Below are 24,039 nucleotides of genomic sequence, written 5' to 3'. Positions count from 1 at the left end.
GACCCACCGCCCCGATGAAACGTCCACCCAAATTTCTCTCGTGGGTTGTCGCCATCATCGCGGTCCTCTTGTTCATTGGCCCCATGCTCGTGGGCTTTTATACAGATTGGAAGTGGTTCGGCGCGATTGAGTACCGCGGGGTCTTCACCAAGACCCTGGTGACGCGCATCGTGCTTTTCTTCCTCTTCGGCCTCGTAGCGGCAGCCATCACCTACGTGGCAGGCCTCGTGGTCTGGCGGGGGCGCGGGGACTCGATGGACATGGCGGATTTCAATTCCCCGGTCTACCAGTACCGCAAATCCATTGAGAGCACGATGAGTGTCTTCCTCAAGGTCATCCCGGTGCTCGTTGGCGTCGTTTCCGGCCTGTTGGGGCAAGCCAACTGGCGGACCGTCATGCTCTTCCTCAATTCCCACGATTTTGGGGTGACGGATCCGCAGTTCAATCACGACCTTGGCTTCTACGCTTTCCGCTTGCCGGTGTGGTCAATGCTGGTCAGCGCCGCCTCCATGCTGGTCGCCGTGTGCTTCCTCATCGCACTTGTGGGGCACTACATTTTGGGCGGCATTCGCTTGGGCAATCGCGCCGCTGGCGTGCGTGGTTCGTTGTCGAAGGCGGCCCGCACCCAGCTCGCCGTGACTGGTGGCATTTGGATGCTGCTCCAGGTGGCTGGCTACTGGCTGGGGCGCTACGAGTTGCTGTACAACCAGCATTCGCTGTTTACGGGTGGTTCCTACACGGATATCAATGCCTACCTGCCGGCAAAGATCATCCTCATGATCATCGGCGTGTTCGTGGCCGTGGCGATCTTCTCTGCCGTGGTGATTAAGGACCTGCGAATTCCGGGCCTGGCCGTAGTTCTCATGGTGCTGTCTTCCTTGGTCATTGGCCAGGGCTGGCCGCTCATCATGGAGCGCTTCTCCGTGAACCCGAACCGTCAGGCTAAAGAAGCGGAGTCCATCTCACGCAACATCGAGTCCACCCGTTTTGCCTATGGCCTCACCGATGACAAGGTGACCTACGAGGAGAATTGGGGTGCCGACGACGTCGCCGATGACAAGGTCGCCTCGGATGACTCCACCATTTCCAACCTGCGCCTGCTGGACCCGGACATCTTGGCGCCGACGTTTACTCAGATGCAGCAGCTGAAGAACTTCTACGGCTTCCCAGAGACGCTGGCGATGGATCGTTATGAGATCGACGGCGAACTCCGCGACTTCGTGGTTGCAGCCCGCGAGCTGGATCCGAACGAGCTGCAGGAGAACCAGCAGAACTGGATTAACCGCCACACCGTGTATACCCACGGCAATGGCTTCATTGCGGCGCAGGCCAACACAGTCGATGAGGTAGCTCGTGATGCCGGTTCGGCCCGTGGTGGTTTCCCCATCTTCACGGTGGCTGACTTGCAGACCCAGGCGGGTAAGGACGCCGAAGGGGAGGGCGAAACCCAGAATGCTGAAGAATCCCTCGGTATCAAGGTGGACCAGCCGCGAACCTATTTCGGCCCGGTGATCGCTAGCGCCCAGGATGGAATGGACTACGCCATCGTGGGCAAGACCGGTGATGAGGCCGTCGAGTATGACACCGATACCTCTACCTACACCTATGACGGTAAGGGTGGCGTCGACATCGGCAACATTGTTGACCGCACTGCCTTTGCGCTGAAGTACCAGGAACTCAACTTCCTGCTCTCGGACCGCGTGGGGCCGGAGTCCAAGCTGCTCTATGACCGCGACCCGCGCGAGCGCGTGGAGAAGGTTGCTCCCTGGCTAACGACGGATTCCTCCACCTACCCGGCGGTCATCGACGGCCGCATCAAGTGGATCGTCGACGGCTACACCACCTTGGATTCTTTGCCGTACTCGCAGCGCACCTCTCTGACGGAGACCACCCAGGATGCGCAGAACCCCACGGGCACGACGCAGCGCTTGGTCAACGATCAGGTGGGCTATATCCGTAACTCGGTGAAGGCGACTGTCGATGCCTACGATGGCACCGTCGACCTCTATGAGTTCGATACCGAAGACCCCGTGCTTAAGGCCTGGGAGGGTGTCTTCCCGGGCGTCGTCAAGCCCGAGTCGGAGATCTCCGACGAGCTGCGTCAGCACATGCGTTACCCGGAGGACATGTTCAAGGTGCAGCGCAACCTGCTGGCCAAGTATCACGTGGATGACCCGGGTGTCTTCTTCAACAACGATGCTTTCTGGTCCGTGCCGGAGGATCCAACCGCAGGCGAGGCTCAGGGCCTGAACCAGCCGCCGTACTACGTGCTGGCTTCCGACCCAGAGACCAGCAAGCCGAGCTTCCAGCTCATCACCTCCTATCGTGGTTTGAACCGTCAGTTCCTCTCTGCACACATGGCGGTGTCTTCCGACCCGGACACCTACGGTGACATCACCGTGCGCGTGCTGCCGACGAACACCCAGACCCAGGGCCCGAAGCAGGCCCAGGATGCCATGATGTCTTCCGACCAGGTGGCGCGTGACCGTACCCTGTGGGAAGGCTCGAATGATCTGAAGAACGGTAACCTGTTGGCCCTGCCGGTGGGTGGGGGAGAGATCCTCTACTTGGAGCCGATCTACTCGCAGCGCAAGGGCCAGGAATCTGCATTCCCGAAGCTGCTGCGCGTGCTGGTCTCCTACAAGGGCCGCGTGGGCTACGCGCCGACGATTGGTGAGGCTTTGGAGCAGGTCGGCATCGACCCGAAGGCCGCCCAGGACATCACTGAGATTGAAGGCGACTCCGGCAAGCAACCCGAAAAGGAGTCTGATAGCGGCGACCAAAAGGAATCCAAGGATTCCAAGGATGCTGAGGCTTCTGCGCCGGCATCGGCCCCGAAGGCTTCGAACGAGGGCGAGGCTATCGACGCCATCAACAAGGCTCTCGACGGTGTGGACAAGGCCAAGAACGGCTCCTTCGAGGAGTACGGCAAGGCTTTGGACGAGCTGGACAAGGCAGTGGAGGACTACCGCTCGCTGCAGTCTAAGTAAGTCCGGATAGGCGCCAGCGAAAAACTCGGCGCCTCACCTATGAAATGGCGCCTGCCCAGGGGATTTGGGTAGGCGCCAAGGTGTCTGTATAGTTACATCCGTCGCCAGCACACGGGACAGTGTGCAGAGCGCTTGATGTTTGGAAGTACATCTCGACGCGGGGTGGAGCAGCTCGGTAGCTCGCTGGGCTCATAACCCAGAGGTCGTAGGTTCGAATCCTGCCCCCGCTACCAACTTCCAAGCCCCTACCAGGAGAAACACTGGTAGGGGCTTTAGTTATTTCTCTTAAGGCGCACGTCCTGGGACTCAAATCGGGACTTTAGCGATGGCATTTTGTCACTTAAGCCGGTTTGGAAGTGATGGGGTTAAGTGACAATTTTCGATTTTGTGACCTTGGATGACTGTGTCGTTTTGAGGAGTCGTCTGCACGGATTTCAGAAGTCCTCTGTACTATCGCCATCCACTCCGGAGAGGCCGCGGGCGTTCGTCCACTTCATCTGGAACGCGATTCGACAGAGCGCATTCAATACGATGGTCTTTTTCTCCCTGCGAAGGATGGGGCAGTTTAGGGTGCCAGGGTGTTGACCAGATCGAGGAATTCCTCAGCGTAGGCAATTTGCTTGCGTAGCTTTTCGTAGCGGGTGCGCGTCTCCTCACGAATGTCGGCAAGGGTGGCCTTGGCATTACTCCGTGCCTGCTGTGCGGTATCACTGTCCTGCCCGCCATCTGAACTATGAAGAATCTCCGCAGCTTCCAGGAATTCCCGCATCTGATCCAGAGTAAACCCCAGCGGTTTCATCCGTCGCACCAGCAAAACACGACGTACATCAGCCTCACTATAAAGCCTGAACCCACCAGGGCTACGCCCCGATGGGGTAATCAGGCCGACGTTGTCATAATAACGCAAGGTGGGAATCGACAACCCCGTCTGGTCAACGACCTCGCCGATCTTGAAATTACTGTTTTGCATTGCCTGTTCTCCTTCACGGTGATGTTGCCCACGGGTTCCTGTGCCTGGGTTGGCGGTTGAGTAAAACTCCCGCTACCATGACCACCATCACCAAACCTAAAGTTACTAGAGGGTTGGATTCCTTTCGGGCGTTCGCCCAGTTACCTATCCCCTCAAAGATTGGACATCTATGACTGAAACTAGCACGGCGGCCCCCCGCCCCCTCCTGAGTCCAGACGGCGCTGATGCCCCTACCGGGATCATCGCATCCTTCCGTTACGCATTTTCTTCCCCCGCCCGTATCCGTATAGAGATTCTGGCCGGACTGGCGGTATCCCTGGCGCTGATCCCTGAGGCCATTGCCTTTTCCATCCTTGCCGGTGTTGACCCAGCCATGGGTCTGTTTTCCTCGGTAGTCATGGCCATTGCGATCGCCTTTACCGGTGGCCGCCCGGCAATGATCACCGGCGCCACCGGGGCTATTGCCCTAGTCATTGCTCCTGTGGCGCGTGGTTACGGGATGGATTATTTCATCGCCACCGTCCTGTTGGGCGGTGTCCTACAAATCGTGCTCGGCGCCCTCGGTGTGGCGAAACTTCAGCGTTTTATCCCCCGATCGGTGATGCTGGGTTTCGTCAATGCACTGGGCATTATGATTTTCACCGCCCAACTCGAACACCTCATTGATGTGCCTTGGATAGTCTACCCACTCGTCGGCTTGGGTGTGGTGATCATGATTTTCTTCCCCAAGCTCACCAGTGTGATCCCCGCCCCGCTGGTCACGATTATCGTGCTCACCGGTTTGGTCATTGCCGCCGGTTTGACTGTCCCGACGGTCTCGGACATGGGCAAGATGCCGGAGACCTTACCGTCCCTGTTTATTCCGAACGTGCCGTGGACGTTGGAGACCCTGCAGATCATCGCGCCTTATGCCCTGGCCATGGCCGTGGTCGGTCTCATGGAATCGTTGATGACCGCCAAGCTCGTCGATGACATCACCGACACTCATTCCGATAAAACTCGTGAATCCTGGGGACAGGGGGTGGCTAATATTGCCTCCGGTCTCTTCGGCGGCATGGGTGGCTGCGCGATGATCGGTCAAACCATGATCAACGTCCGCGAATCCGGGGCACGTACCCGCCTATCCACCCTGTTAGCCGGTGTGTTCCTGCTGGTCCTGGTCCTGGCACTGGGCGACATCGTTGGCATGATCCCGATGGCTGCGCTGGTGGCAATCATGATCATGGTCTCGGTCGGCACCATCGACTGGCACTCGGTGCATCCACGCACCCTTAAACTCATGCCGGTCTCTGAGACCATTGTTATGGCCGTGACGATTATTGCCACCCTAGCCACCAGCAACCTGGCCATTGGTGTGGTGTTGGGTGTGGTCACCGCGATGATCATGTTCGCCCGTCGGATGGCACATATCGCTTCCATTGAAAAGGTCTCCGAGATCGACGGCGACGGCGATGGCGAGATTGATACTCGTACCTACCGGGTGCATGGCCAGTTGTTTTGGGCATCAAGCAATGACCTGGTTTATCGCTTTGATTACACCGATTCTGCCCGTCATATCACTATTGATCTCACTGAGGCGGAGATCTGGGATGCCTCCACGGTCGCGACCTTTGACGCGATTACGCAGAAGTTCCAGGACAGAGGCAAAACCGTGTCCATTATCGGGCTCGACGGTCCCAGTCAGGACCGGCTGAACCGCCTGTCTGGCCGGCTTTGCACCGGCCACTAACATCCCCCGACTCGAGCACATCGACTTGGCGCCCCAACTTATAACCGGGGCGCCAGTTTATTGGTGCTGTTGCAAAGTTGGGGCATAGGAAGAGCATAAAAGAAGCGTAGCGGTTAACCGCTACGCTGTGTTGTGGGGATTTTTACTTTTTACGGTGCACGTGTTCTAGTTAGTGGTTCGTTTCTTTCCTCGGGTGATTGCGACGGTATTCCTCGACTAAGTGAGCAATACCCGGCGCAGCCTGGGACAACATCCAGGTCATAAGCGCTATAAGAACCCCTATGACGATAAGTGTTAACGCCAACCAGCCCAGTGTTGGGCCGATGCCGTTGGCCTCCTGGACGTGACCCCACAAGGCAGACACGCCGTCGGGTATGCCGAGCATACTTAGCAGCCCGTTCCCCAAGGCTCCGACAGCAACGAGTGCGATAGCAACGAAGAGAACACTGGCTGCAATCCACGAGGCAGACATGCAGGCCTTAATAAAGTTCGTGTTCGACTTTTCCATGTCGTCGTTGTACTTTTTGCGCTCTGCACGTATCTTCTCCAGCAGCTTTTCGTTGGACTCCTTCTCCTGGAGCAGGGCGCTGCGAGCCTTCTTAGATGCTTCTGCTGCCTTGTGCAGGCTTTCGGACTCTTTCGACATTGCCTCAGATACAGCTACTTCTACCAGCGGTTCCAGGCTAGAAGTCAGGCTCGAAGTCATCTGAGCGTTCAGGCTCTGGGCTACTGCTTGGCTGGAATCCTTGTCGAGATGGATGGGGCTTTCGGCTGCTTTGAGTACCAGCTGTTGCATCCTTGTCAGACGCGACATCTGCTCGCTTATCTCGATTAGGTACCCTTTTACCCCCTCCAGGCCGTTGGGCAGATCCTCGATGTTCCTTATCAGCCCGGTGATCATCTGCTGCACTTCCATCATCGTTACTTGGAAGTGACTGCTGCTCACGTAGTTCTTGTTTGCGGCGAGATTGCTTTTTACGTTCCTTAATTCGCTTTCCGCTTGCGTCAACCTCGTCGAGAAGTCGCTGGGCAGAGAACTGAGAATGTCCCCTGTATTCTCCGGCAGACTCTTCAGTTTCTCCTGCAGCGTCTTGATAGCCTTCTCCGCCTTGTCCAGGCGTGGGCTGAGAACCTTCAAGACGCTGTCCATCTTGCCTTTCGCCGCTGCTTGGGCTAGCTTCGTCATCTCGGTCACTGACACCATGATTGAATACCTCCTGGTTGTTATAGTTTTCTTCCTCCTCGTCATCGAGAAGGCTGGAGCCGTATTTCGCCTCCAGGTCGTCATCGGTTGAATTGGCTTGAAGTGCTGCAAGCTGCCGCGCAAGAAGGGCTGATTGGGCCTCGTTAACGCGTTCGGTCACACCCTCTAGCGAGTAGCTGCGGCCCAATTTTGAGCCAGCTTTAGCTGCTTTACGCTTTCGAGTACGTCCGGCCTTCGTGGTGTTCGTGAAGTAGGCATCCTCGCCGTCGTCGTCGACCAGGGCCACGGTTAGCGACTCACCCTCGGTTTTTGAGTTGGGCTGCACTTTTAGAGACAGGTTGTATTTGCCAGCAATCTCTACTGCCTTCGCCAGTGGGTCGTCAGCATCTGCCACCTGTTTATCCGCGCACAGCTCATCCATGCGCTTGCGGGCAAAATCAGCCCACGTGGCTGCGGTCAGCTCATCCACGCCCAGGCCCGTCGAGTCTGTGGACTTGCCCTCCTTGCGTGCCCTGCGCTCAGCAGGAAGCAGCGATATTTCCGGCTCTCGCTCCAGGACACGCATCCCCAAATCGCGCATCAGCTCGTCGTTGATATTGCGCAGCTTGTACCAGTTGCGCATATCCCGAGGTGCAGCCTTCTTTGTCTGCGTATCGTGGTTGGCAAAGACGATATGGTTGTGGACACAGCCGCTTTTACTGTCGGTGTGCGTAGCCACGGTAAACGGAACTCCCGTGCCCTGCGTCAGCCGCATCGCCAGCTCTGAGCCAGCCGCATTAGCCCGAGCTACATCGGCCGGGTTATCCTTATCCAGCTCGTCTTTAGCCCACGATTGGATATAAATAATTGCTTCGTCAGTGCGCTGAGCCGGAGCATATCGCTCCATTTCTTCCACACTGGCTTCTATGAAGTCCACACCCGACCAACGGCCAGCCGTAGCCTCCGGAGAAAACGATTCAGCGTTAGGTTGAACCGTGCATAAAGCATCGGCTCGCACCTCACCCTTGCGGGCATTGTCTGCCGTTCCATAGACGGCGTAGACCGTTGCCGCGCGGATATTCTGGCTGTAGTTAATCTTGATTGTGGACAAAGTCCTTCACCTCTTTGCGAAGAGAAGAAACCTCGGAGCCAATGCTTTCTACAGCCTCAGACACGGGGGCCACGCCGTCGATATTCGCGCGGCGAGCCAACTGGTTTAGATTGACGCCAATCCGCCGCAGTTGGTCGTTCATCTCGTCCAGGCGGCGCAGCGTGTCCGGGGCCAAACGCTTTTGCGTCAGCACGCTCTCCTCCTCCGCGAGGACATAGAGAGCTTCCCGGAACACGACGGCCTTTTGCACCCCTACGACCCGTGCGACCTCCTCGACAAATCGGTCTAAATCCTTATCGAGGCGCACGGTGGTGCGCGAATATGTCGAGAACTTGTCTCGCATATCCACCTCCTACTTATCGTGCTTACTGTGGCAGGGTGGCCCCGACTGCTGATGCAGCCGGGGCCACAGTCTGTTTGTAAGGGTCACGCTTCTCCGGTGTCGGCCCCCTGAATCTGCGGGGCAGATTCAGGCGTACTCGCCACCGTCAAAGACGGCCCTCACAAACAGGCGGCAAGCAAATACGTGCCGCCAGAACGAAACTAAGCCCTGGGGAAGATTCCATCGATCGCGTCGTTGATGCTTTACCGCCGCGTGGTCCATACGAAGCGAAAATCACCGTCCGACTATGGGACGGAACGACTTACCGCCCGACAATCCGGGCAAGGACAAAGGGGGAATTCCGGCGAATTGCCGTCGAGAAGCGGGACAGCAAGCTCAACTCGACGTCGACCAATTGGGATAAGAGTAAGAACTTCTCGGCGTTCATTACCGACGTTTCTAAGCCGGCCATCCAGGCGGCACGGCTGCGGCCGAACACGCGCGCCCGGTATGAGCTCGCATTGAAACAGGCCGAAGCACAGCTTGGAAAACATGCCATTGGCGAGGCTGTGAAATTCCGAACTCTCGAACGCACATTGCAGGCCATCGCCACCGCAAACGGGTCGGAATCCGCACGGCAGGCCCGTACTGTCGTGAGCAAGTATATTCTGGATCAACTCATCCGCGAGGGCGTTATCGACCACAACCCGTTACGCGGAATCAGTATCGACCTCGGCGAGGTCAAGAAGGGCAATAAACCGCAAGGTGGTCACGCCCTGACGAACGCACAATACGACGCCGTTGTAGACCATCTCATTGCACGCGATACGGCCAGACCGTTACCACCGGGTACGGACAGACGAGCAAGCTCCATCGCAAAACATGACAACGTGGTCGCGCTGGCACTACTACAAGCGGGGACGGGACTTCGCATCTCAGAGGCGCTGGCGGCGACGAGACAATCTGTAAAAGTCGCTAATGGGCAAATCGCGATCAGCATTACATCTGATCAATCCAAAACGCACAGAGGCCGTTCTATCCCGTTCCTGGACAAGCGTGTCGAAAAGTTTTGGTTAAACCGGCTCGACGGACTAGGAACGACCGACCCACTGATCCCTTCGCCAGGAGACAAGCAGGCGCACTGGCGCACCGACAACGCCGTGAAAGCGTCAGCGGCTCTGTTTAAAGATGTCGGCGCGCAGGTCCAGGACGACCACATCGCTTTAATGAGATCCCATGACTGGCGCACGGTGCTCAATAACCGGGCCATCGCGCGAGGGGTGCCCGCCCAGGTGCGTGCAGCCTACTTCGGGCATGACGTCGACGTGAACGCGCGCAACTACACGGATTGGACTGATGTCGACGCTATGCGGGGAGCCTTGAATCTCGGTGAAGAAAGTGGGACTCAAAACGGGACTTAAGAGTCGGTAATCCGCGGTAAGGCGCAGTAAGGCCCAGTATGCTTATACCTCTCTAATCAGCAGGTAAAAGGGTAATAACTGCAGGTGGCTCGAACTTGAGGGTGAGAACCCAGAGGTCGTCGGTTCGAATCCGGCCCCCGCTACCAACTTCCAGAACCCCACCAGTCAACATGGCTGGTGGGGCTTCTTCGTTTTCGACTAGCGGGCTTAAGGGACATTTCGTAGCGGGGCGGAACCCCGATTTGCGGAACGATGTTTGCGTCTAGGAATCCTGTGGCAAGAGCTAAGTGGATAGAGTGGGGTCACGTATAAATCGCAAGGTAATGGAGGATTGTCATGTCTGCTTCGGCTCCACGAGTATTGCTCCTTGGGTTTGGCGCAATCGGGCGTCAATTGGTGTCACTCTTTGACCCATCGGAATTCGAAGTCAGTGCATTTGTTCGTGATGCTGCCCCGCACCGAGAACGCGGCGCCTTGGGAGTATCCCTTTACGATGACAACCTTCCCAGGCTCATCGATGCCCACGATATCGTGGTTGAATGCGCAGGCGTTGCGGCGGCGAAAGAACACGGACCGGCGGTGATTACACGTAGCAAGGATCTGGTGTTGACTTCAGTAGGCGCTTTGGCCGATCCTGATGCGCGCCAAACACTGTTGTCTGGGCCTGGAAAAGTGCATGTCACCTCTGGTGCGATCGGCGGATTTGATTTGTGGGCAGCGCTTGCAGAGTCGAATGCCGTGGACACCGTAAAGATTCGAACGACCAAGAAAGCCGAAGCCCTCATTCAAGGCTGGATGAATGATGACGAGCGCGCGCAACTAGAAAACGCAACAGAACCGTTTCTACTTTTCAGTGGCAGCCCTAGTGACGCGATTGCAAAATTCCCTGGCAACGTCAATGTTTCCGTCGCCCTTGCCTGGGCGACTCGCGGCAAAGGCCCCAGCGATGACGAGTTACTTGCGCGTTCACTTGAGCGCGTATCGGTTGAGCTCATTGCTTCTCCGAATCTGATTAGAACACGTCATGACATCGAGGTATCAGGCTCTGCCGGTAAGTTCTCTCTGGTTAGCGAATCTGCTCCCAGTCCCGTAAATCCCAAAACCTCAGCCATTACGGCGTTGTCGGTTGCGCACACTTTAAGACACGCGATGGCTCCGCTTCAGTAGCGGAGGTGGTGCCCTGCAGGGTGGAGTACTACGTCACGACAGTCACCGTAAATAAGCCCCGAAATCTTGAAGATTCGGGGCACTATTTACCGTGAATGACGTTCTTCGGGAGAGCGGTTAGCGGTTCAGGCTTCTAATTACGACAACCAGAGCGATAACGAGACCGAACAAGACTAGCAATCCAAGCCCCACCAAAAGGAAGGGGAATCCGGAGAAGAGCGATGAGTCATCGCTGTCTTGCGCGCGGTTCTCCGTGCCTTCTTTATCTTCTTTTTCTGCTGGCGCAGAGGGCTTCTCGGTCTCGAGTTTGACCGGTGCAAAAGTTGGCTCCGGAACGGGATCGCCCATGGCGTCTACCACGAGGTCATAAGTAAGCACCGGCAACTGGGTGTTTTCGTCGATTTCTTGCTCGGTCAGGAGCTGCTCGTAGTTAACAGCGATGTATTGCTCGCCGCCCTGCCACACGCTTTCGGTTTCCCACATCCCAGACCCATCGTTGTGCGAGCCGCCGTAACGGTTGGCAAAGAGGATTGGTGCTGGGTAGCTGAAATCCATCTTGGTGTCTTTCTGAATGGTCGCGTGGGACCCCTCAACGTGAATCTGTGCCCGGGCTTCGTTGTACGCGGTAACGATCAGGGCGTCACCCGGCCCATTGTTGTCAAAGTCATCGGCCTCTTCGACCATGGAGACCGTGCCGGCAACCTGTTGCCCGTGTTCGGCAGAAATGCGATAAAAGTGCGTTTCACCAGGCACAATCTGTGCGCGTACCGGCTGCTGTGGGGTGAGCTCAGCAGCGTTGGTAAACCACGTTCCGGGAGTAACCTCAGTGGCGTCGCCGGAAGCCGTGACATGGCCGGGTTCGGTCTTTTCCTCGGCCAGATCTGGTTGGCCCTCCATGTCCGGCTCGCCAAAGCGGGTGATGGTCACTTCTACGCCGAGCTCCTCATCCTGTTTCCAATCACCTCGTCGCTCGATAATGAAGGCAAGTTCATCGGAGTCGCAGCCCTCTTCACCACCCTGGGTGCTATACAAGGTCGCTGTTTGGTACTGGTTTACCGAGTTATCACCAGCGGTAGCGGTGTCGAGCTCGCAAGATAGCTCGGCTGCGTGAATTCCCAAGTACAGAGTTCCACCTTTTCGGAAGTTGTTGATGCTTGGTGTTTGCGTTGAGTTGGCGCTGATCACAACGCGCTCGCCTTCAGCAATGGGGGTGGTGAAGAAGGTAGTGGATTCAGCCGAGTGCCCTTTACCTTCCGTCGGAAGAAGAGTGGTGGAGAAGGCCTCTACGTCACGGTCTACCTTGGCCGGGGAACCTTCGGTTTCGCCGCCTTCGATCTCCTCTAAGTCTGACTCGTAGGCGTTGAAGGTGCGGGGTGCTGCGCGGTTCAGTTCCTTGGCCAAGCTATCGGCGTCGGAGGCGTCGGCGTAGGTGCCGCCGGTGGCGTCGGCAATGCACTGCAGTTCCTGCTGTGCCTCGGGCTCAACGTTGAAGCCGACGGTGTTGATGACCAAGTCGATGCCCTGCTCCTTCAGCTCTTTCGCCACATCACACACCGGTGGCGGGGTGCAGGTGGCAACGCCATCGGAGACCAAGATGATGCTGCGCTGGCCTTCCTTTGGCAGTTCGGCCGCGGCCTTGCGTAGGGACTCGCCGATGGGCGTAAAGCCGCGCGGTTGCAGGCCATCCATGTGGGCGATCATCTTCTCAGAGTTACCGGCCTCGGGTGGTGTTACTACGGTGATGTCCTGGCAACCGGCCGCCTCATCTTCGGGGGCTTCGCCGGTGTTGCCACCATAGGTGACAAGCCCCAGAGGGGCGTCATCCCCGGCTTCGGTGATGAAGGTGCGGGCAGCCTCCTTGGCGGCATCAATGCGGGTCTGCCCGCCGGCATCGTTGGTGATCATCGAGCCGGAGGAATCGAAGACCACCATGGTTGGAGCCATGTTGCTCGAAGAGGAACTGGAGGCATTCGTCTCTTCTTCAGCAGCGGCTACTGGAAGGAGACCTGATACAACGGCAAGAGCGGTTGTTCCAAGAACAGCGATCAACGCCGTTAACAGGGGCGTTAGAGAGAAGCGTGACGTGTTATCCATGTGAGCCAAGCTACATTGAACGCCTGCGTGCCGCTTGCATTCGAAAAGGCGGTGGGGAATAACCCCCGAGCTACCTGCATGATTCTTTTTTAAAATCGCCCCCATGACAGCAGAAGATGACTTTTATGCCCTGAAGTATTCCTTCGACAGTGTCCCCACGCGCCCGATCATCGACTTTGAGGAAAGCTCCCGCCCAGATTCGCCTACCACCTCCAAGCTGTGCGGAACCCCGTACCTGCCAGAGCACGCGCCGTACCCCGAGTACGACGACGAGCCCATGTTCTTCATTGCCCAGTTCAACTTCGCTGAGTTTGAACCGCTTCCCGGTTTCCCTACCTCCGGCCTCCTTCAGCTTTTCGTACCCGGTGAGTACGGATGGGGAATGGAACTTTGTAACAAGTATGTGGCGACAGGTGAACGCACTTCCACGCCCTTCGCTCGATACCTCGAAGATCTTTCCGCCCCACACGTAGGCGAGGTGCCGGAGGAAGTAGAGGATTCAGGAGAGCACCCAGCGGAGGAACCGCTGGAGGCTACGACTATCGACGGGAAGCTGAGCGAGCTGAGCGTTATCGAAAACGCGCACGAGTTCGGCCGCACCGCCTTCTGGAACAATGATCTCCGTGCCCTCCTGCGGCGCGGCGAGGACCTGGTGGATGTTCACACATACGGCTGGGACATTATCACGCGGCGCGTTATCGACGGGGAAACCACAATCGAGGCGACCAAGCTCCCCGGCGATACCAAGGACGGCCAGAAGGAAATGTTCGATGAGATTGTGGCCCGCGTTGAAGCCGAGGGGTTCAGCGTTGATCCCACCGCTGAGGAATCAGAGGAGCGCGTAAACCTCGAGGACGGGCAGTGCGAGGTTCGCCTCGGCGGCTACGCCACCTACTGGAACCCCAGCAAGCTGCCTATCGGCGATGAGCACATCACACTCGCGACGGTGGATAATGGTGGCACCTTCGAATGGGGTGATGGAGGAATCGGAAACTTCTACATCCACCCGGAGGATCTCGCTGCGCGTAACTTCGACAAGGTTCTCTTCGACTGGGACTGCGGTTAAAGCGGCTGCTATCCCTATCACTCATCCAGCGCCCGCAGGTAAAACCACCAGATCAGTGCGCGCCGGGGAATATCGAGCAGCGGGCGCAGGAAGGTGAGGCGGGCGGGCTGGGAGGAGGCGTCGACAAGCAGCAGCGTGCGCCCATCCCGCAGGAGCTCCAGCGTAAAGGTTTCCTCGCCGCGCTCGATATGGCCGGGGAGGGTGCCGTACGTAAATCCACAACGTCCAGGCTCCTTGAACACCTTTACTACCCGGCAGCGAAACTCCCACGGCCCCAACCCGAGGCCGACCTCCGCGCCTTCTTCCACCGTGGCGTGGCTGGGGCGAACCCGAAAAAGACCGCTGCGCTGCAGGCGCCAGCGGAACAGTTTGTCTGCGGCGGTATCGAAATCGGCATCGATGACACGGGACATGTGGAGCTGCGGGAAGCCCTCGGTGGAGGAGTAGGACAGTGGCTCAGGCATGGGACTTAGCCTAGTCAAACGGCCCTTAGATGATGCTTGAGAAGAGTAAAATAGGGTGTATGCAGGAGAAACGACAACGGCTCATCGTGCCGGATCTCGCGCGTGGAACGGCCCTACTGGGCATCGCCATGGCGAATGCTGTGCAGAGCTGGGTAGTCAATGATTGGTCGATAGGTCCCAGCTCCACCGTGGGTGGTGTGCGCCCCGGCAGCACTTTAAACATTTTCTCCGCGGTATTTACGGCCATGGTTGTTCGGGTACGTGGCCTGCCCATGTTCTGCATGCTGTTGGGATTCGGCATTGGTCTCATTGCTGCCAGCCTGCACCGCAAGGGCTACACCGATACGGAATCCAGACGCATTCTGGTACGCCGCTACGGGCTGCTGGCGGTCTTTGGCCTGGCGCATGGCTTCGTGCTTTTCGACGGTGACATCATGCTGTTCTATGGCCTCATGGGCATCGCTTTGGCTTGGTGCTTTACGCTTTCGACGCGCATGCTGCGGCGCATTGCCTACTGGTTCTTTGGCGGCTATGCGGTTTTCGCCGGTTCGGGTGCATTGGGAGCCTATTGTGGTTACTTCAGTCCTCTGCCCAGTTCGCGGCCGATGACCGGTGACCTTGTCACCTTCGGCGACTACTTTGCCCGCAACCTGCGCGGTGAGGTTGCTGCTTTGGGGCAGGTCCCCATCGTCTTCGTGGGGCTCGTAGGCGCTTTGCTCATCGGGTACATCTGGGCGCGGGAGGGTGTGCTGGCCAGCGTTTCTGCGCACCGCCGCACCCTAGTCACCTGGGTTGTCATCGCAGGCGTGGTCATCGTCTTTGTGGGGCTTCCGTGGGGCCTTGCTGCCGCTGGTGTCCTGCCAATAGAACTGGAACCGGTCTTCTTCATGCTGAACCAAGCTTTCGGTTTTCTTACTGGGCCGGGCATTCTGGCTGTACTGGCACTGCTCACAGAGAACCTCAACAACCGTGTTCCCGGGTGGGCCTATGCTTTTGTAGCGCTGGGCAAGCGTTCAATGTCGGGCTACATTGCGCAGTCGATATTATTCATTGTCCTGGTTACCCCGGCTGGCTTCGGTCTGGGAGCGGATGCTTCGGTGAGTGGCAAGCTCGGAATCGGTCTGTTGGTCTTTGTCCTGACGCTGCTTCTTGCCGCTTTGCTTGAGGCTTGGGGCAAACCCGGCCCATTCGAGTGGGCGCATCGCCGGCTGGCATACGGTCCAACGGGCCGCATAGAGCCTAAATCAGCAGGTACACCGGCCTGACGATGGTTTAAGCGGCTGATTCCTCATGCAAGAGCCAGCCGCAGAGATCTTTTTGGGCGCGGACGACGCCTCCGGGGTAGCTTTCCTCGAGCTCCAGCTTGACGTTATCAAAAATGCGCTCTGAGATGAGCTCCGCGCGTTCTCTGCTCAGCTTCCCCCGCAGCTCATCGAGCGGCACCTTGAGCTCCGTATATGGGCTCGGCCGGAAGTACCATGACCGCATGTCGTCGGAATAGACGACGATAATCGTCTTCGTCATATGCGATTCCAGCACTACGTTCCCAAAGACCAGCGATGTCAGCTTCTTGGATTCCATGGCCGCGATTGTAGGCTGTCGTCGATGATTTAGCTGCTGAGACAAAAGAGAAGACCCAGAACCAAACCGTTCTGGGTCATCGGGAAACTAGTGATTAGCGGTGGAGGCGTGCGTTAAAGATGGCAAGGCCGGGACCGTGAATAGGCTCCACCTCAACAATTACCTTGTCCAGCCCGCTGATGTTGATGGGGCCAGAGTTTACTACCTGACCGGGCCTAACAACGTAAGACTTCGCGTATTCTGCGCGGTTCTTGCCGAGGTAGACCTTCACGATGGCGGAGTCGTTGCCCTCCCTGCGCTTGATGTTCTCATCCCAAGCAAGGCTAAAGGTCAGGGTGTTGTACTTGCCATTCAGATCGCCTCGTCCGACGTACGCTTCACTGTCCGATGTGGTGCGGGTACGGACCATGGTGTCGGAAATGGTTTGGCCATTGACCGTAATGCTGTTGACGTAGTCCATGTTCAGCAGGTACTGGCTCGAGTTTGGCTGAACAAGGTTCTCACTTGTCACTGATGGGCGCGGAGCCGGTTGGGTCGTGCTGCCGGGGCCAGAGTGCGAGCTGCCAGCACCGTTAACGGCACCGGCGATGATGGCGATGATGGTGATAATGGCACCAATAATCTGCGGCAGGGTTTGCTCAAGCCTGTAAAGATGAATCATGAGAGCTCCTTGAGAGAGAAGAGAATCGCCAGTATGTGGCAGATTTATAATGCCTCCTGTGTGATTGCTGTGCAATAGCTTGGGAGATCAACTTTAAAAGTTTGTTACGTGAGGGGCGTGAGTTGCATGATTTGCGGCCAGTTACGTTGAAAGGTCTATTTTCTAATCCCCCCCCGGGGGTGGGCTTTAGGCGGCGGAGACCGGCTGGATTGAGAGGTAATTCGCATCGCTGGCGCAGCCTTCGAGGCCTTCGACGCGGATGAAAGCGCTGGCGGTTTCGCCGGGTGGGTACACGCGCAAGCCGTCGGCAGCCTGGGGTTGGCAGGAAGCCGGGTCGAGGACCCCAACGTTGGTCATCTTGAGGCCCGCGCGGGCCGACTGGCCGGGCTGAAGCGTGACGGTTGTTGCTTCCTTGCCGGTTTCGCGCACAGCGGCGGCGCCAAGCTGGGTGCCGTCATCGTTGGTGACGGCGGAAACACCGGGGAAGCCGTGCAAAGTGCAGGGTTCGGAAGACGTATTGGTGAAGGTGATATCCGCCAAATGCGAACCGGCAGCGCCTTGCTCATCGGCTAAGCCGATATCGAGCTGGGCCGTTGCGCAGGATTCGTTGCCAGCTGCGGCCGGGTCGGTGTTCTGAGTGGATTCAGCGTCGTCGCCTGCCGCAGGTTGGGAGTCCTCTGGGGCCGGAGCATCGGCCTCGGGCGATTGCGGAGCCACGGGTGCTGGAGCCCCGGATTCGGCGTCGGCGGCCTGGGTGGTTGTAGGGGAGACGTCGGAAAGCGTGGCGTCGGTGCTGTCATCGGTGGCGCAGCCGGCCAGTGCAAGGGCAAGAGAACCGGCGGCGAGGACGGGGAGTAGTCGCTGCGTAGTCATGGGGTGGAGTCTAAAACTTGGGAGGCTAGAGTTCCTGCAAGGCGGGGAATACCCTCTCCTTGAGTAACGGGGCGACATCGACATCCGGGGCAGCGGGATCGACCCACGCCAGCTCAGCGATCTCCTTATCCGGGTGTGCCACGGAGATTTCTTCTTCGTAGACATAGACGTGTGCGTGGATAGTTTGTGGGGCGTCGTTGGCGGCCGGGGAGATGTAGGTAGCAAGCCGGCGCAGTTTGGACATATCGACCACGGCACGTATGGCCTCGTGAGCGATGAGCTGGGCTGCGTGGGCGGGATTGATCGTGTCATCGATGGAGCCATACGGCAGGACAAACTCCGGGGTGGAGGTGATGCGGAGGACGAGCACGCGGCCGTGGGTATCACGCAGAACAACGGCGACAATTTCCTCAATGTCTGCAGCGGGTGAAGGAGAATTGGAGGTCTCAGACATGCCTCCATAGTAGGGCCGCGTCGGGGTCGGGAGGCGGTGAAAGAAGGGAGGGGGCACCCGAAAACTGTCAGTAATGTAACGGGTTGGACACAGTCTCACACGTTAGAAACGGCCGCTTCGATGCGCGTGCCATCATGGGTAGGTCTTATAGACCAATACGAGAAGAAGTGAAAGAGGAATTGCTCAATGCGAAAAATTCCGCACCTTAAGAAAGTCCTCGTGGGCTCGGCTTTCGCAGGTGCGTTCTTCCTGGGTAACCCAGCGGCGGGTGCCCAGGAGCTCCCCACCATCCCGGAGATCGATTCGGCTGGTTTTGTTGACCAAGTGCGCGCGGACCTGAAGTCCGTTGGTATTGAGACCAAGCCAGTGGACGCAGCGCTGACCGACGCCGTCGACACCGCCGTCAACGGGGCTGCCGCAGCGGCATCGAAGGATGTGAACAAGGCGGTCGAAGGAGCCGTGAATTCTCCTGCGGCGCAGCGCGTCGCGGAGCAGGCGAACCTGCAGACGCAGCTGCCGGCCCCGTCCGAGCAGCAGGACTATGCCGGCGCTGATGCCATCACGGGTGAACCGCTGACGAACCCGACTCCCATCGGGTTGCTGGAGGAGGCCACGCAGCCGGAGTTCGTGCCCCAGGGTACTGATCCGAACTACGTGTGGAAGAACGACCTGTTCTCCAAGATTGCGGCCGGTAAACCGCACGCGGACTATGTTCTGCACCGGGTACCCGGCTCCTTCTACGATGCGCCCCAGATTCCCGAGGAATCTAATGTTGCGATGACTGAAGGCAAGTCGCTGTACGGCCCGGGTACCCCGCTGTACATCCGTGAGGACACCATGTGCACGCTGACGGCTGCCGGCACGGATGCTGAAGGCCGCAAGGTCGGGATTACTGCCGGTCACTGCGGCAACGTGGGTGATCCGGTGTCTTCGGCGGATTCCTGGCAGGTAGGTCCCACCGGCACCGTGGTGTCCAAGAACGCGCAGCTGGACTACTCGCTCATCGAGTTCGGCTCCCAGGCAGAGGTGACTCGCAGCTACAACGGTGTGACCGCGTACGGGATTGGTGGGGCCACCCAGCCGGGTGACATCACCTGCAAGCGCGGCGTGGCTACCGGCCGCACCTGTGGCATGACCTTCCAGCACAGCCAAAAGATCACCATCAACCAGGTGTGCGCCATGGTTGGAGATTCCGGTGCGCCGGTCTTCCACAATGGCCGCATTGTTGGCTCGGTATCCCGTGGTCTGATTCCGGGGCTGCCGTCCTGCCGCACTCCGTGGCAGGGTGCGCTGCACAACCCGACGGTCGTGTCCAACACCGATGCCATCATCGCGGACCTGAACCGCCGCGAGGGCGTGGGTTCCGGATTCACGATTCCGGAGAACTAGAAGTACGTTTCTAACATTTAAGGCCCCAGATCGTTAACGATCTGGGGCCTTATTTGATCGAAATGACCTGCGGAGTGCGGTTCGCGGGCCGGCGCTGGGGGATGACGCTGGGGTGCGGCGCCGCACGGCGCTAGGAGAGGGCGCTGAGGGCGGCGTCGTGAAGCTTGCCGTTGGAGGCCAGCGCTGAGCCGCCGTGGGGGCCGTCTTCGCCGCGGACGTTGGTGAAGCGGCCGCCCGCCTCGGTCACGAGGAGTGCCGGGGCGGCCAAGTCCCACAGGGAAACCTCCGGCTCGGCGGCGATATCGACGGCGCCTTCGGCCACGAGGCAGTAGTTCCAGAAGTCGCCGTAGCCGCGCAAACGCCACACCTCGTCCGTGAAGGAGATGAAAGCGTCGCGGTTTGGCTGCCACCCAGACAAGGAGCTCATGGCCAAGGAAGCATCCTCCAATTTGGAGACCTCGGAGACGCGCAGGCGCTTCGGCTCTCCGCCAAAGACGCGGTAGGCGCCGCCGCCCTTGGCCGCGTACCAGCGGCGGCGAAGGGCGGGGGCGGAGACGACGGAGACCACCGGCTCGCCGTCTTCCAGTAGCGCGATGAGGGTGGCCCAGACGGGAACACCGCGGACGAAGTTTTTCGTGCCGTCGATAGGGTCGATAACCCACTGGCGGCCCTCGAAGCAGGCCTCGCCACCAAACTCTTCACCCAGCACCTCATCGCGCGGGCGGGAGCGTTTGAGCGCCTCACGGATGGCCTTTTCGCAGGCCAGGTCCGCATCGGAGACCGGGGTCATGTCCGGCTTTTCCTTGACGGACAGGTCCGCAGCCTCAAAGCGGTGCATCGTGATGGCGTCCGCGTGGCCTGCCATCTCCAGCGCCAGGCCGAGGTCTTCTTTGTACTTACCCACGAAGCCATTCCTCCATCTGATCAACTACCTGTTTATTACCCGCGATACACCATTCCACACCGCCGGCCTCAACCTTGCGCGCCGCGCCGCCCGCGGCCAGCACTAGCGCCTGACCTGGATACCAATCCCAGTTCTTGACCGAGTGCTGCATCCAGGCACCCCACGTGCCATCCGCCACGCAGGAGAGATCCACGGACCCCGCCCCCAGCATGCGCACGGTGGCAAAGTGTGGTGCCACCTTCTCCCACGCGGCGGCGATGTTCGGGTCGGTCATGGACGTAGGGTGCAGGTACGTCGACAAGCACAGTTTGTCGGCGGGGGCATCGCTGAGCTTGGCGACGTCCTTTCCGTCCAAGCTCGTGGTGTGGTCGCGGCCGCCGAACCAGGTATAACCCATGGCGGGGCGGTGGACGGCGCCGAGGGCGACCCCTTCAGCGTCGACAAGCGCGAGCGCAGAGCACCAATAGTCGGAGCCCGAGGCGAAGTTGTAGGTGCCGTCGACGGGGTCGATGACCCACGTGCGGCCGGACTTCGACTCGCGGTTCGCGCCCTCCTCGCCCACGATGCCGTCCTCGCCGCGCAGGGCCTCGAGCACACCGGCGACGAAACGCTCAGCGGCGAAGTCGGCGTCGGTGACGACATCGGAGACGGAGGTCTTTTGCTCGATGCCTACTCCCTGCTCGCGCAGGCGCCAGGCCAGGCGGCCGGCGTTATAGACAAGCGCCTGGGCAAGGTGGGCGTCGGTATCGTCCGCGTGGGCAACGATGAAGGTCTTGATGATGGCATCGATCATCTCGGTGAGGCTTGGCTGGTCACTCATGCCGCCTATTGTCGCGCTAAACGCGGCCGATGGCTAATCAGGGAGAAAGAATAAGTAGAGTAGGGGGCTATGCGTCCGGAACAAACAGCACGACTTGAGGAACTCAGCGCCACCTTGACCTCCATTGAAAAGGTGATGGACCCGGAGGCGGTGTCCGAGCGCGTGCGCGAACTCGAGGCCCAAGCGGGAGACCCGTCGCTGTGGGACGACCCCGACCATGCGCAGAAGGTGACCTCGGAGCTGTCGGCGCAGCAGGCAAAGCTGCGCAAGTTGAAGTCCCTGCGCGGGCGGATTGAGGATCTGCCGGTGATGGCGGAGCTAGCGGAGGAGGAGGGCGATGAGGCCTCCCAGGAGCTCGTGGATACGGAGCTGGAAGAGCTCGGCGCGGCCATCGAGGCACTCGAGGTGACCACCATGTTGTCCGGTGAGTACGACGAGCGTGAGGCGGTGATCCACATACGCTCCGGAGCCGGTGGCGTGGATGCTGCGGACTGGGCGGAGATGCTCATGCGCATGTATACGCGCTGGGCGGAGAAAAACGGCCACAAGGTGGATGTTTATGACATTTCCTATGCCGAGGAAGCCGGTATTAAGTCCGCTACCTTCGTGGTGCATGGCGAATACATGTATGGCCAGCTTTCCGTAGAGCAGGGCGCGCACCGCTTGGTGCGTATTTCTCCTTTTGATAACCAAGCCCGCCGCCAAACCTCGTTCGCGGAGGTAGAGGTGTTGCCGGTGGTGGAGCAAACCGACTCCATCGAAGTGCCGGATTCGGAGGTGCGCGTGGACGTCTACCGTTCCTCGGGCCCGGGCGGACAGTCGGTCAACACAACGGATTCGGCGGTGCGCTTGACGCACATCCCGACCGGCATCGTGGTGACCTGTCAGAACGAAAAGTCCCAGATCCAGAACAAGGCCTCTGCTATGCGCGTGCTGCAGGCGAAGCTGCTGGAGCGCAAGCGCCAAGAGGAGCGCGCGGAGCTCGATGCGCTGGGTGCGGGTGGCAATGCTTCCTGGGGTAATCAGATGCGTTCTTATGTGCTGCACCCGTACCAGATGGTCAAGGATCTGCGCACGAACTATGAGGTGGGGGATCCCTCCAAGGTCTTGGATGGTGATATCGATGGTTTCCTGGAATCCGGGGTCCGGTGGCGTATGGCGCAGCAGGAGGCCTAGGCCCGAGTAACAAATGTTGCTAATGTGGCTTAAGTGATCACTTTTGAGAATGTGTCCAAGGTCTATCCGACCTCCACAAGGCCCGCGTTGGACAACGTGTCCTTTGAGATTGAAGACGGAGAATTCGTCTTTCTCATCGGCCCGTCCGGCTCCGGCAAGTCGACCTTCCTCCAGCTCATGGTGCGCGAAACCAATGTCAGCTCGGGAGATATCTACTTCGGGGACTTCCACGTCAACGCGTTGAAGGGGCGCGAGGTCAACCGCCTGCGCCAGTCCATCGGCTACGTTTTCCAGGACTTTCGCCTGCTGCCCAAGCTGAACGTTTATGACAACGTGGCCTTTGCCTTGGAAGTCATCGGCAAACGCAAGGCGCGGATTGCCAAGCAAGTCCCCGAGGTCCTCGACATGGTCGGCCTGGGTGCCAAGCAGCACCGCATGCCGCATGAACTCTCCGGCGGTGAGCAGCAGCGCGTGGCGATTGCGCGGGCCTTTGTTAACCGTCCCAAGTTGCTGCTTGCCGACGAGCCCACGGGCAACCTTGATCCCTCCACGGCTGCGGAGATCATGGCCTTGCTCACCAAGATCAACCGCCGCGGAACCACCGTGGTGATGTCGACGCACAATGCGCGCGCAGTTAACGAGGCCCGCCAGCGCGTCATTGAGCTGCACAACGGCACGCTGGTGCGCGATGAGAAGAGCGCGATGTACGGGGAGGCGGTTTAGGTGAATCTGGGCTTTGTTTTTAGAGAGGCTTTCAAGGGGCTTGGGCGCAATATCACCATGACCATCGCCATGGTGATTACCACGGCCATTTCGGTGGCCCTGGTGGTGGCCGGTGTTCTGGTGACCCAGATGACCAACGAGACCAAAGACATCTACCTCGAGCGCGTCGAGGTCATGGTCCAGCTCAACGAAGATATTTCCGCGACCGATCCGGAGTGCAAGGACTCTGTCTGCGCGGGGCTAAGGAAGAAGCTGGAAGCGGATGAAGACATCGAGTCTGTGAGCTACCGCAACCGTGCGGATTCTTATGAGCGCTTCGTGGAGTTGTTCAAGGAAACCGATCCAGTCATGGTTGAGGAGACATCCCCGGATGCGCTGCCGGCGGCCTTCCATGTGCGGCTGAAGGATCCGACGGATACCGCGCCTATCGACGCCATCGCGTCCGACCCCGCCGTCAGCGACATCATCGATCAGCAGGAGGAGGTGCGCAGCGCCGCCGGCAACCTCGACGCCATCCGGAATGCCACCTTCGTCCTGGCTGCTGTGATGGCGCTGGCCGCCGTCATGCTGATTGCGAACATGGTGCAGATTGCTGCCTATCAGCGCCAGCGAGAGACCGCGATCATGCGCATCGTCGGTGCTTCGCGGTGGGTGACCCACGCGCCTTTCATTATGGAGGCGGTCCTCGGTGCCGTCGGTGGTGTCGTTCTCGCCGGGGTAGGTGTCATCGTAGGAAAGAACACGGTGATCGATCCTGCGCTGAAGGACCTGTACCACAACCAGCTTCTGGCCCCGGTGACCGCAGGCGACGTGTGGACGGCTCTGCCCATCGTGGGGCTTGTGGCAATCCTGTGCGCTGCACTGACCGCGCAGGTGACCATGCGCGCCTACGTGCGGACATAGGTCAGCAGGCCTGTTGTGGGTTGTGCCTGGCAGTAGCG

Annotated in this window: 22 protein-coding genes and 1 tRNA gene; 11 read left to right on the top strand and 12 right to left on the bottom strand. The window is 59.0% G+C overall.

The annotated features are described in order from the left end of the window. The first annotated feature begins 14 nt into the window (after window positions 1–14). Window positions 15–2,990, top strand: a complete 2,976-nt coding sequence (locus HMPREF2932_RS01225) for a UPF0182 family protein (protein ID WP_071409446.1) — start codon at window positions 15–17, stop codon at window positions 2,988–2,990. 156 nt (window positions 2,991–3,146) lie between these two features. Beyond that, window positions 3,147–3,223, top strand: a tRNA-Met gene (locus tag HMPREF2932_RS01220). A 332-nt stretch (window positions 3,224–3,555) separates the two neighbouring features. Here the strand turns inward: HMPREF2932_RS01220 and HMPREF2932_RS01215 are convergent. Continuing rightward, window positions 3,556–3,960 carry a MerR family transcriptional regulator gene (locus HMPREF2932_RS01215; RefSeq protein WP_005293770.1) on the bottom strand — a complete coding sequence of 135 codons (405 nt, stop codon included), beginning with the start codon at window positions 3,958–3,960 and terminating at the stop codon, window positions 3,556–3,558. A 169-nt stretch (window positions 3,961–4,129) separates the two neighbouring features. On the opposite strand from HMPREF2932_RS01215, the gene HMPREF2932_RS01210 reads away from it, so the two are divergent. Beyond that, on the top strand, window positions 4,130–5,689 hold the full coding sequence (locus HMPREF2932_RS01210; protein ID WP_071409427.1) for a SulP family inorganic anion transporter: 1,560 nt from the start codon (window positions 4,130–4,132) through the stop codon (window positions 5,687–5,689). 169 nt (window positions 5,690–5,858) lie between these two features. On the opposite strand, the gene HMPREF2932_RS01205 is transcribed toward HMPREF2932_RS01210, so the two are convergent. Genes HMPREF2932_RS01205 through HMPREF2932_RS01200 form a run of 3 tightly spaced genes read right to left on the bottom strand, consistent with a single transcriptional unit; the run spans window position 5,859 to window position 8,326 of the window. Continuing rightward, on the bottom strand, window positions 5,859–6,335 hold the full coding sequence (locus tag HMPREF2932_RS01205; RefSeq protein ID WP_012359769.1) for a hypothetical protein: 477 nt from the start codon (window positions 6,333–6,335) through the stop codon (window positions 5,859–5,861). Window positions 6,336–6,372: 37 nt separating this feature from the next. Then, window positions 6,373–7,983 carry a relaxase/mobilization nuclease domain-containing protein gene (locus HMPREF2932_RS12955; protein ID WP_084738938.1) on the bottom strand — a complete coding sequence of 537 codons (1,611 nt, stop codon included), beginning with the start codon at window positions 7,981–7,983 and terminating at the stop codon, window positions 6,373–6,375. Beyond that, window positions 7,964–8,326, bottom strand: coding sequence for a MobC family plasmid mobilization relaxosome protein (locus HMPREF2932_RS01200; RefSeq protein ID WP_005293765.1), 363 nt, complete (start codon window positions 8,324–8,326; stop codon window positions 7,964–7,966). Before HMPREF2932_RS01200 ends, HMPREF2932_RS12955 begins: the two co-directional genes overlap by 20 nt. Window positions 8,327–8,826: 500 nt before the next feature. Here HMPREF2932_RS01200 and HMPREF2932_RS13765 point away from each other — a divergent pair, with 500 nt between their 5' ends. Continuing rightward, entirely contained in the window at window positions 8,827–9,726 is a 900-nt protein-coding gene (locus HMPREF2932_RS13765) for a tyrosine-type recombinase/integrase (RefSeq protein ID WP_246818601.1), read from the top strand. Between the two features lie 336 nt (window positions 9,727–10,062). Continuing rightward, window positions 10,063–10,893 (top strand): aspartate dehydrogenase domain-containing protein, encoded by an 831-nt coding sequence (locus tag HMPREF2932_RS01190; RefSeq protein WP_070547127.1) that lies wholly within the window; start codon window positions 10,063–10,065, stop codon window positions 10,891–10,893. 117 nt (window positions 10,894–11,010) lie between these two features. Here HMPREF2932_RS01190 and HMPREF2932_RS01185 read toward each other — a convergent pair whose 3' ends face one another. Beyond that, window positions 11,011–12,987, bottom strand: coding sequence for a vWA domain-containing protein (locus tag HMPREF2932_RS01185; RefSeq protein ID WP_246818600.1), 1,977 nt, complete (start codon window positions 12,985–12,987; stop codon window positions 11,011–11,013). A 103-nt stretch (window positions 12,988–13,090) separates the two neighbouring features. Between HMPREF2932_RS01185 and HMPREF2932_RS01180 the strand changes: the two genes are divergently transcribed. Continuing rightward, window positions 13,091–14,053, top strand: a complete 963-nt coding sequence (locus tag HMPREF2932_RS01180) for a YwqG family protein (RefSeq protein WP_070701022.1) — start codon at window positions 13,091–13,093, stop codon at window positions 14,051–14,053. 17 nt (window positions 14,054–14,070) lie between these two features. Here HMPREF2932_RS01180 and HMPREF2932_RS01175 read toward each other — a convergent pair whose 3' ends face one another. Then, window positions 14,071–14,517 (bottom strand): DUF1990 domain-containing protein, encoded by a 447-nt coding sequence (locus tag HMPREF2932_RS01175; protein ID WP_070512087.1) that lies wholly within the window; start codon window positions 14,515–14,517, stop codon window positions 14,071–14,073. A 59-nt stretch (window positions 14,518–14,576) separates the two neighbouring features. Between HMPREF2932_RS01175 and HMPREF2932_RS01170 the strand changes: the two genes are divergently transcribed. Beyond that, window positions 14,577–15,782, top strand: coding sequence for a DUF418 domain-containing protein (locus tag HMPREF2932_RS01170; protein WP_246818599.1), 1,206 nt, complete (start codon window positions 14,577–14,579; stop codon window positions 15,780–15,782). Window positions 15,783–15,789: 7 nt separating this feature from the next. Here the strand turns inward: HMPREF2932_RS01170 and HMPREF2932_RS01165 are convergent, their stop codons facing one another. The 4 genes from HMPREF2932_RS01165 to HMPREF2932_RS01150 all read right to left on the bottom strand — a co-directional run bounded on the left by HMPREF2932_RS01165 (window position 15,790) and on the right by HMPREF2932_RS01150 (window position 18,086). Beyond that, the gene (locus tag HMPREF2932_RS01165; protein WP_070547130.1) at window positions 15,790–16,098 is read right to left on the bottom strand and encodes a hypothetical protein; all 309 of its coding nucleotides are present in this window, start codon (window positions 16,096–16,098) and stop codon (window positions 15,790–15,792) included. Between the two features lie 94 nt (window positions 16,099–16,192). Next, a complete protein-coding gene (locus tag HMPREF2932_RS01160; RefSeq protein ID WP_070547131.1) occupies window positions 16,193–16,759 on the bottom strand; it encodes a hypothetical protein in 567 nt (188 codons plus the stop codon). Between the two features lie 186 nt (window positions 16,760–16,945). Further along, a complete protein-coding gene (locus tag HMPREF2932_RS01155) occupies window positions 16,946–17,632 on the bottom strand; it encodes a DUF4232 domain-containing protein (RefSeq protein ID WP_070821266.1) in 687 nt (228 codons plus the stop codon). A 25-nt stretch (window positions 17,633–17,657) separates the two neighbouring features. Continuing rightward, entirely contained in the window at window positions 17,658–18,086 is a 429-nt protein-coding gene (locus HMPREF2932_RS01150; protein ID WP_070821265.1) for an NUDIX hydrolase, read from the bottom strand. Window positions 18,087–18,272: 186 nt separating this feature from the next. Here HMPREF2932_RS01150 and HMPREF2932_RS01145 point away from each other — a divergent pair, with 186 nt between their 5' ends. After that, window positions 18,273–19,475, top strand: coding sequence for a S1 family peptidase (locus HMPREF2932_RS01145; RefSeq protein ID WP_070680304.1), 1,203 nt, complete (start codon window positions 18,273–18,275; stop codon window positions 19,473–19,475). Between the two features lie 130 nt (window positions 19,476–19,605). Here HMPREF2932_RS01145 and hisN read toward each other — a convergent pair whose 3' ends face one another. Further along, window positions 19,606–20,379, bottom strand: a complete 774-nt coding sequence (hisN, locus tag HMPREF2932_RS01140; protein ID WP_071409425.1) for a histidinol-phosphatase — start codon at window positions 20,377–20,379, stop codon at window positions 19,606–19,608. Continuing rightward, window positions 20,372–21,199: an inositol monophosphatase family protein gene (locus HMPREF2932_RS01135; RefSeq protein ID WP_071409424.1), complete on the bottom strand. Its 828-nt coding sequence runs from the start codon at window positions 21,197–21,199 to the stop codon at window positions 20,372–20,374. The genes hisN and HMPREF2932_RS01135 overlap by 8 nt, the downstream gene beginning before the upstream one ends. Before the next feature lie 69 nt (window positions 21,200–21,268). Here HMPREF2932_RS01135 and prfB point away from each other — a divergent pair, with 69 nt between their 5' ends. From prfB to ftsX, 3 genes are read left to right on the top strand one after another with little or no spacing between them, the layout of a single operon-like run. Further along, window positions 21,269–22,375 (top strand): peptide chain release factor 2, encoded by a 1,107-nt coding sequence (gene prfB, locus HMPREF2932_RS01130; protein WP_071409423.1) that lies wholly within the window; start codon window positions 21,269–21,271, stop codon window positions 22,373–22,375. A gap of 33 nt (window positions 22,376–22,408) precedes the next feature. Further along, window positions 22,409–23,098 carry a cell division ATP-binding protein FtsE gene (gene ftsE / locus HMPREF2932_RS01125; RefSeq protein ID WP_071409422.1) on the top strand — a complete coding sequence of 230 codons (690 nt, stop codon included), beginning with the start codon at window positions 22,409–22,411 and terminating at the stop codon, window positions 23,096–23,098. Further along, the gene (gene ftsX, locus HMPREF2932_RS01120; protein WP_071409421.1) at window positions 23,099–24,001 is read left to right on the top strand and encodes a permease-like cell division protein FtsX; all 903 of its coding nucleotides are present in this window, start codon (window positions 23,099–23,101) and stop codon (window positions 23,999–24,001) included. Window positions 24,002–24,039 lie beyond the last annotated feature (38 nt).

The organism is Corynebacterium sp. HMSC074H12 (assembly GCF_001813755.1).
GTDB classification, from domain to species: domain Bacteria; phylum Actinomycetota; class Actinomycetes; order Mycobacteriales; family Mycobacteriaceae; genus Corynebacterium; species Corynebacterium hiratae.
The sequence above is the reverse complement of the archived record's forward strand: the minus strand, read 5'-3'. Positions and strand labels throughout refer to the sequence as shown.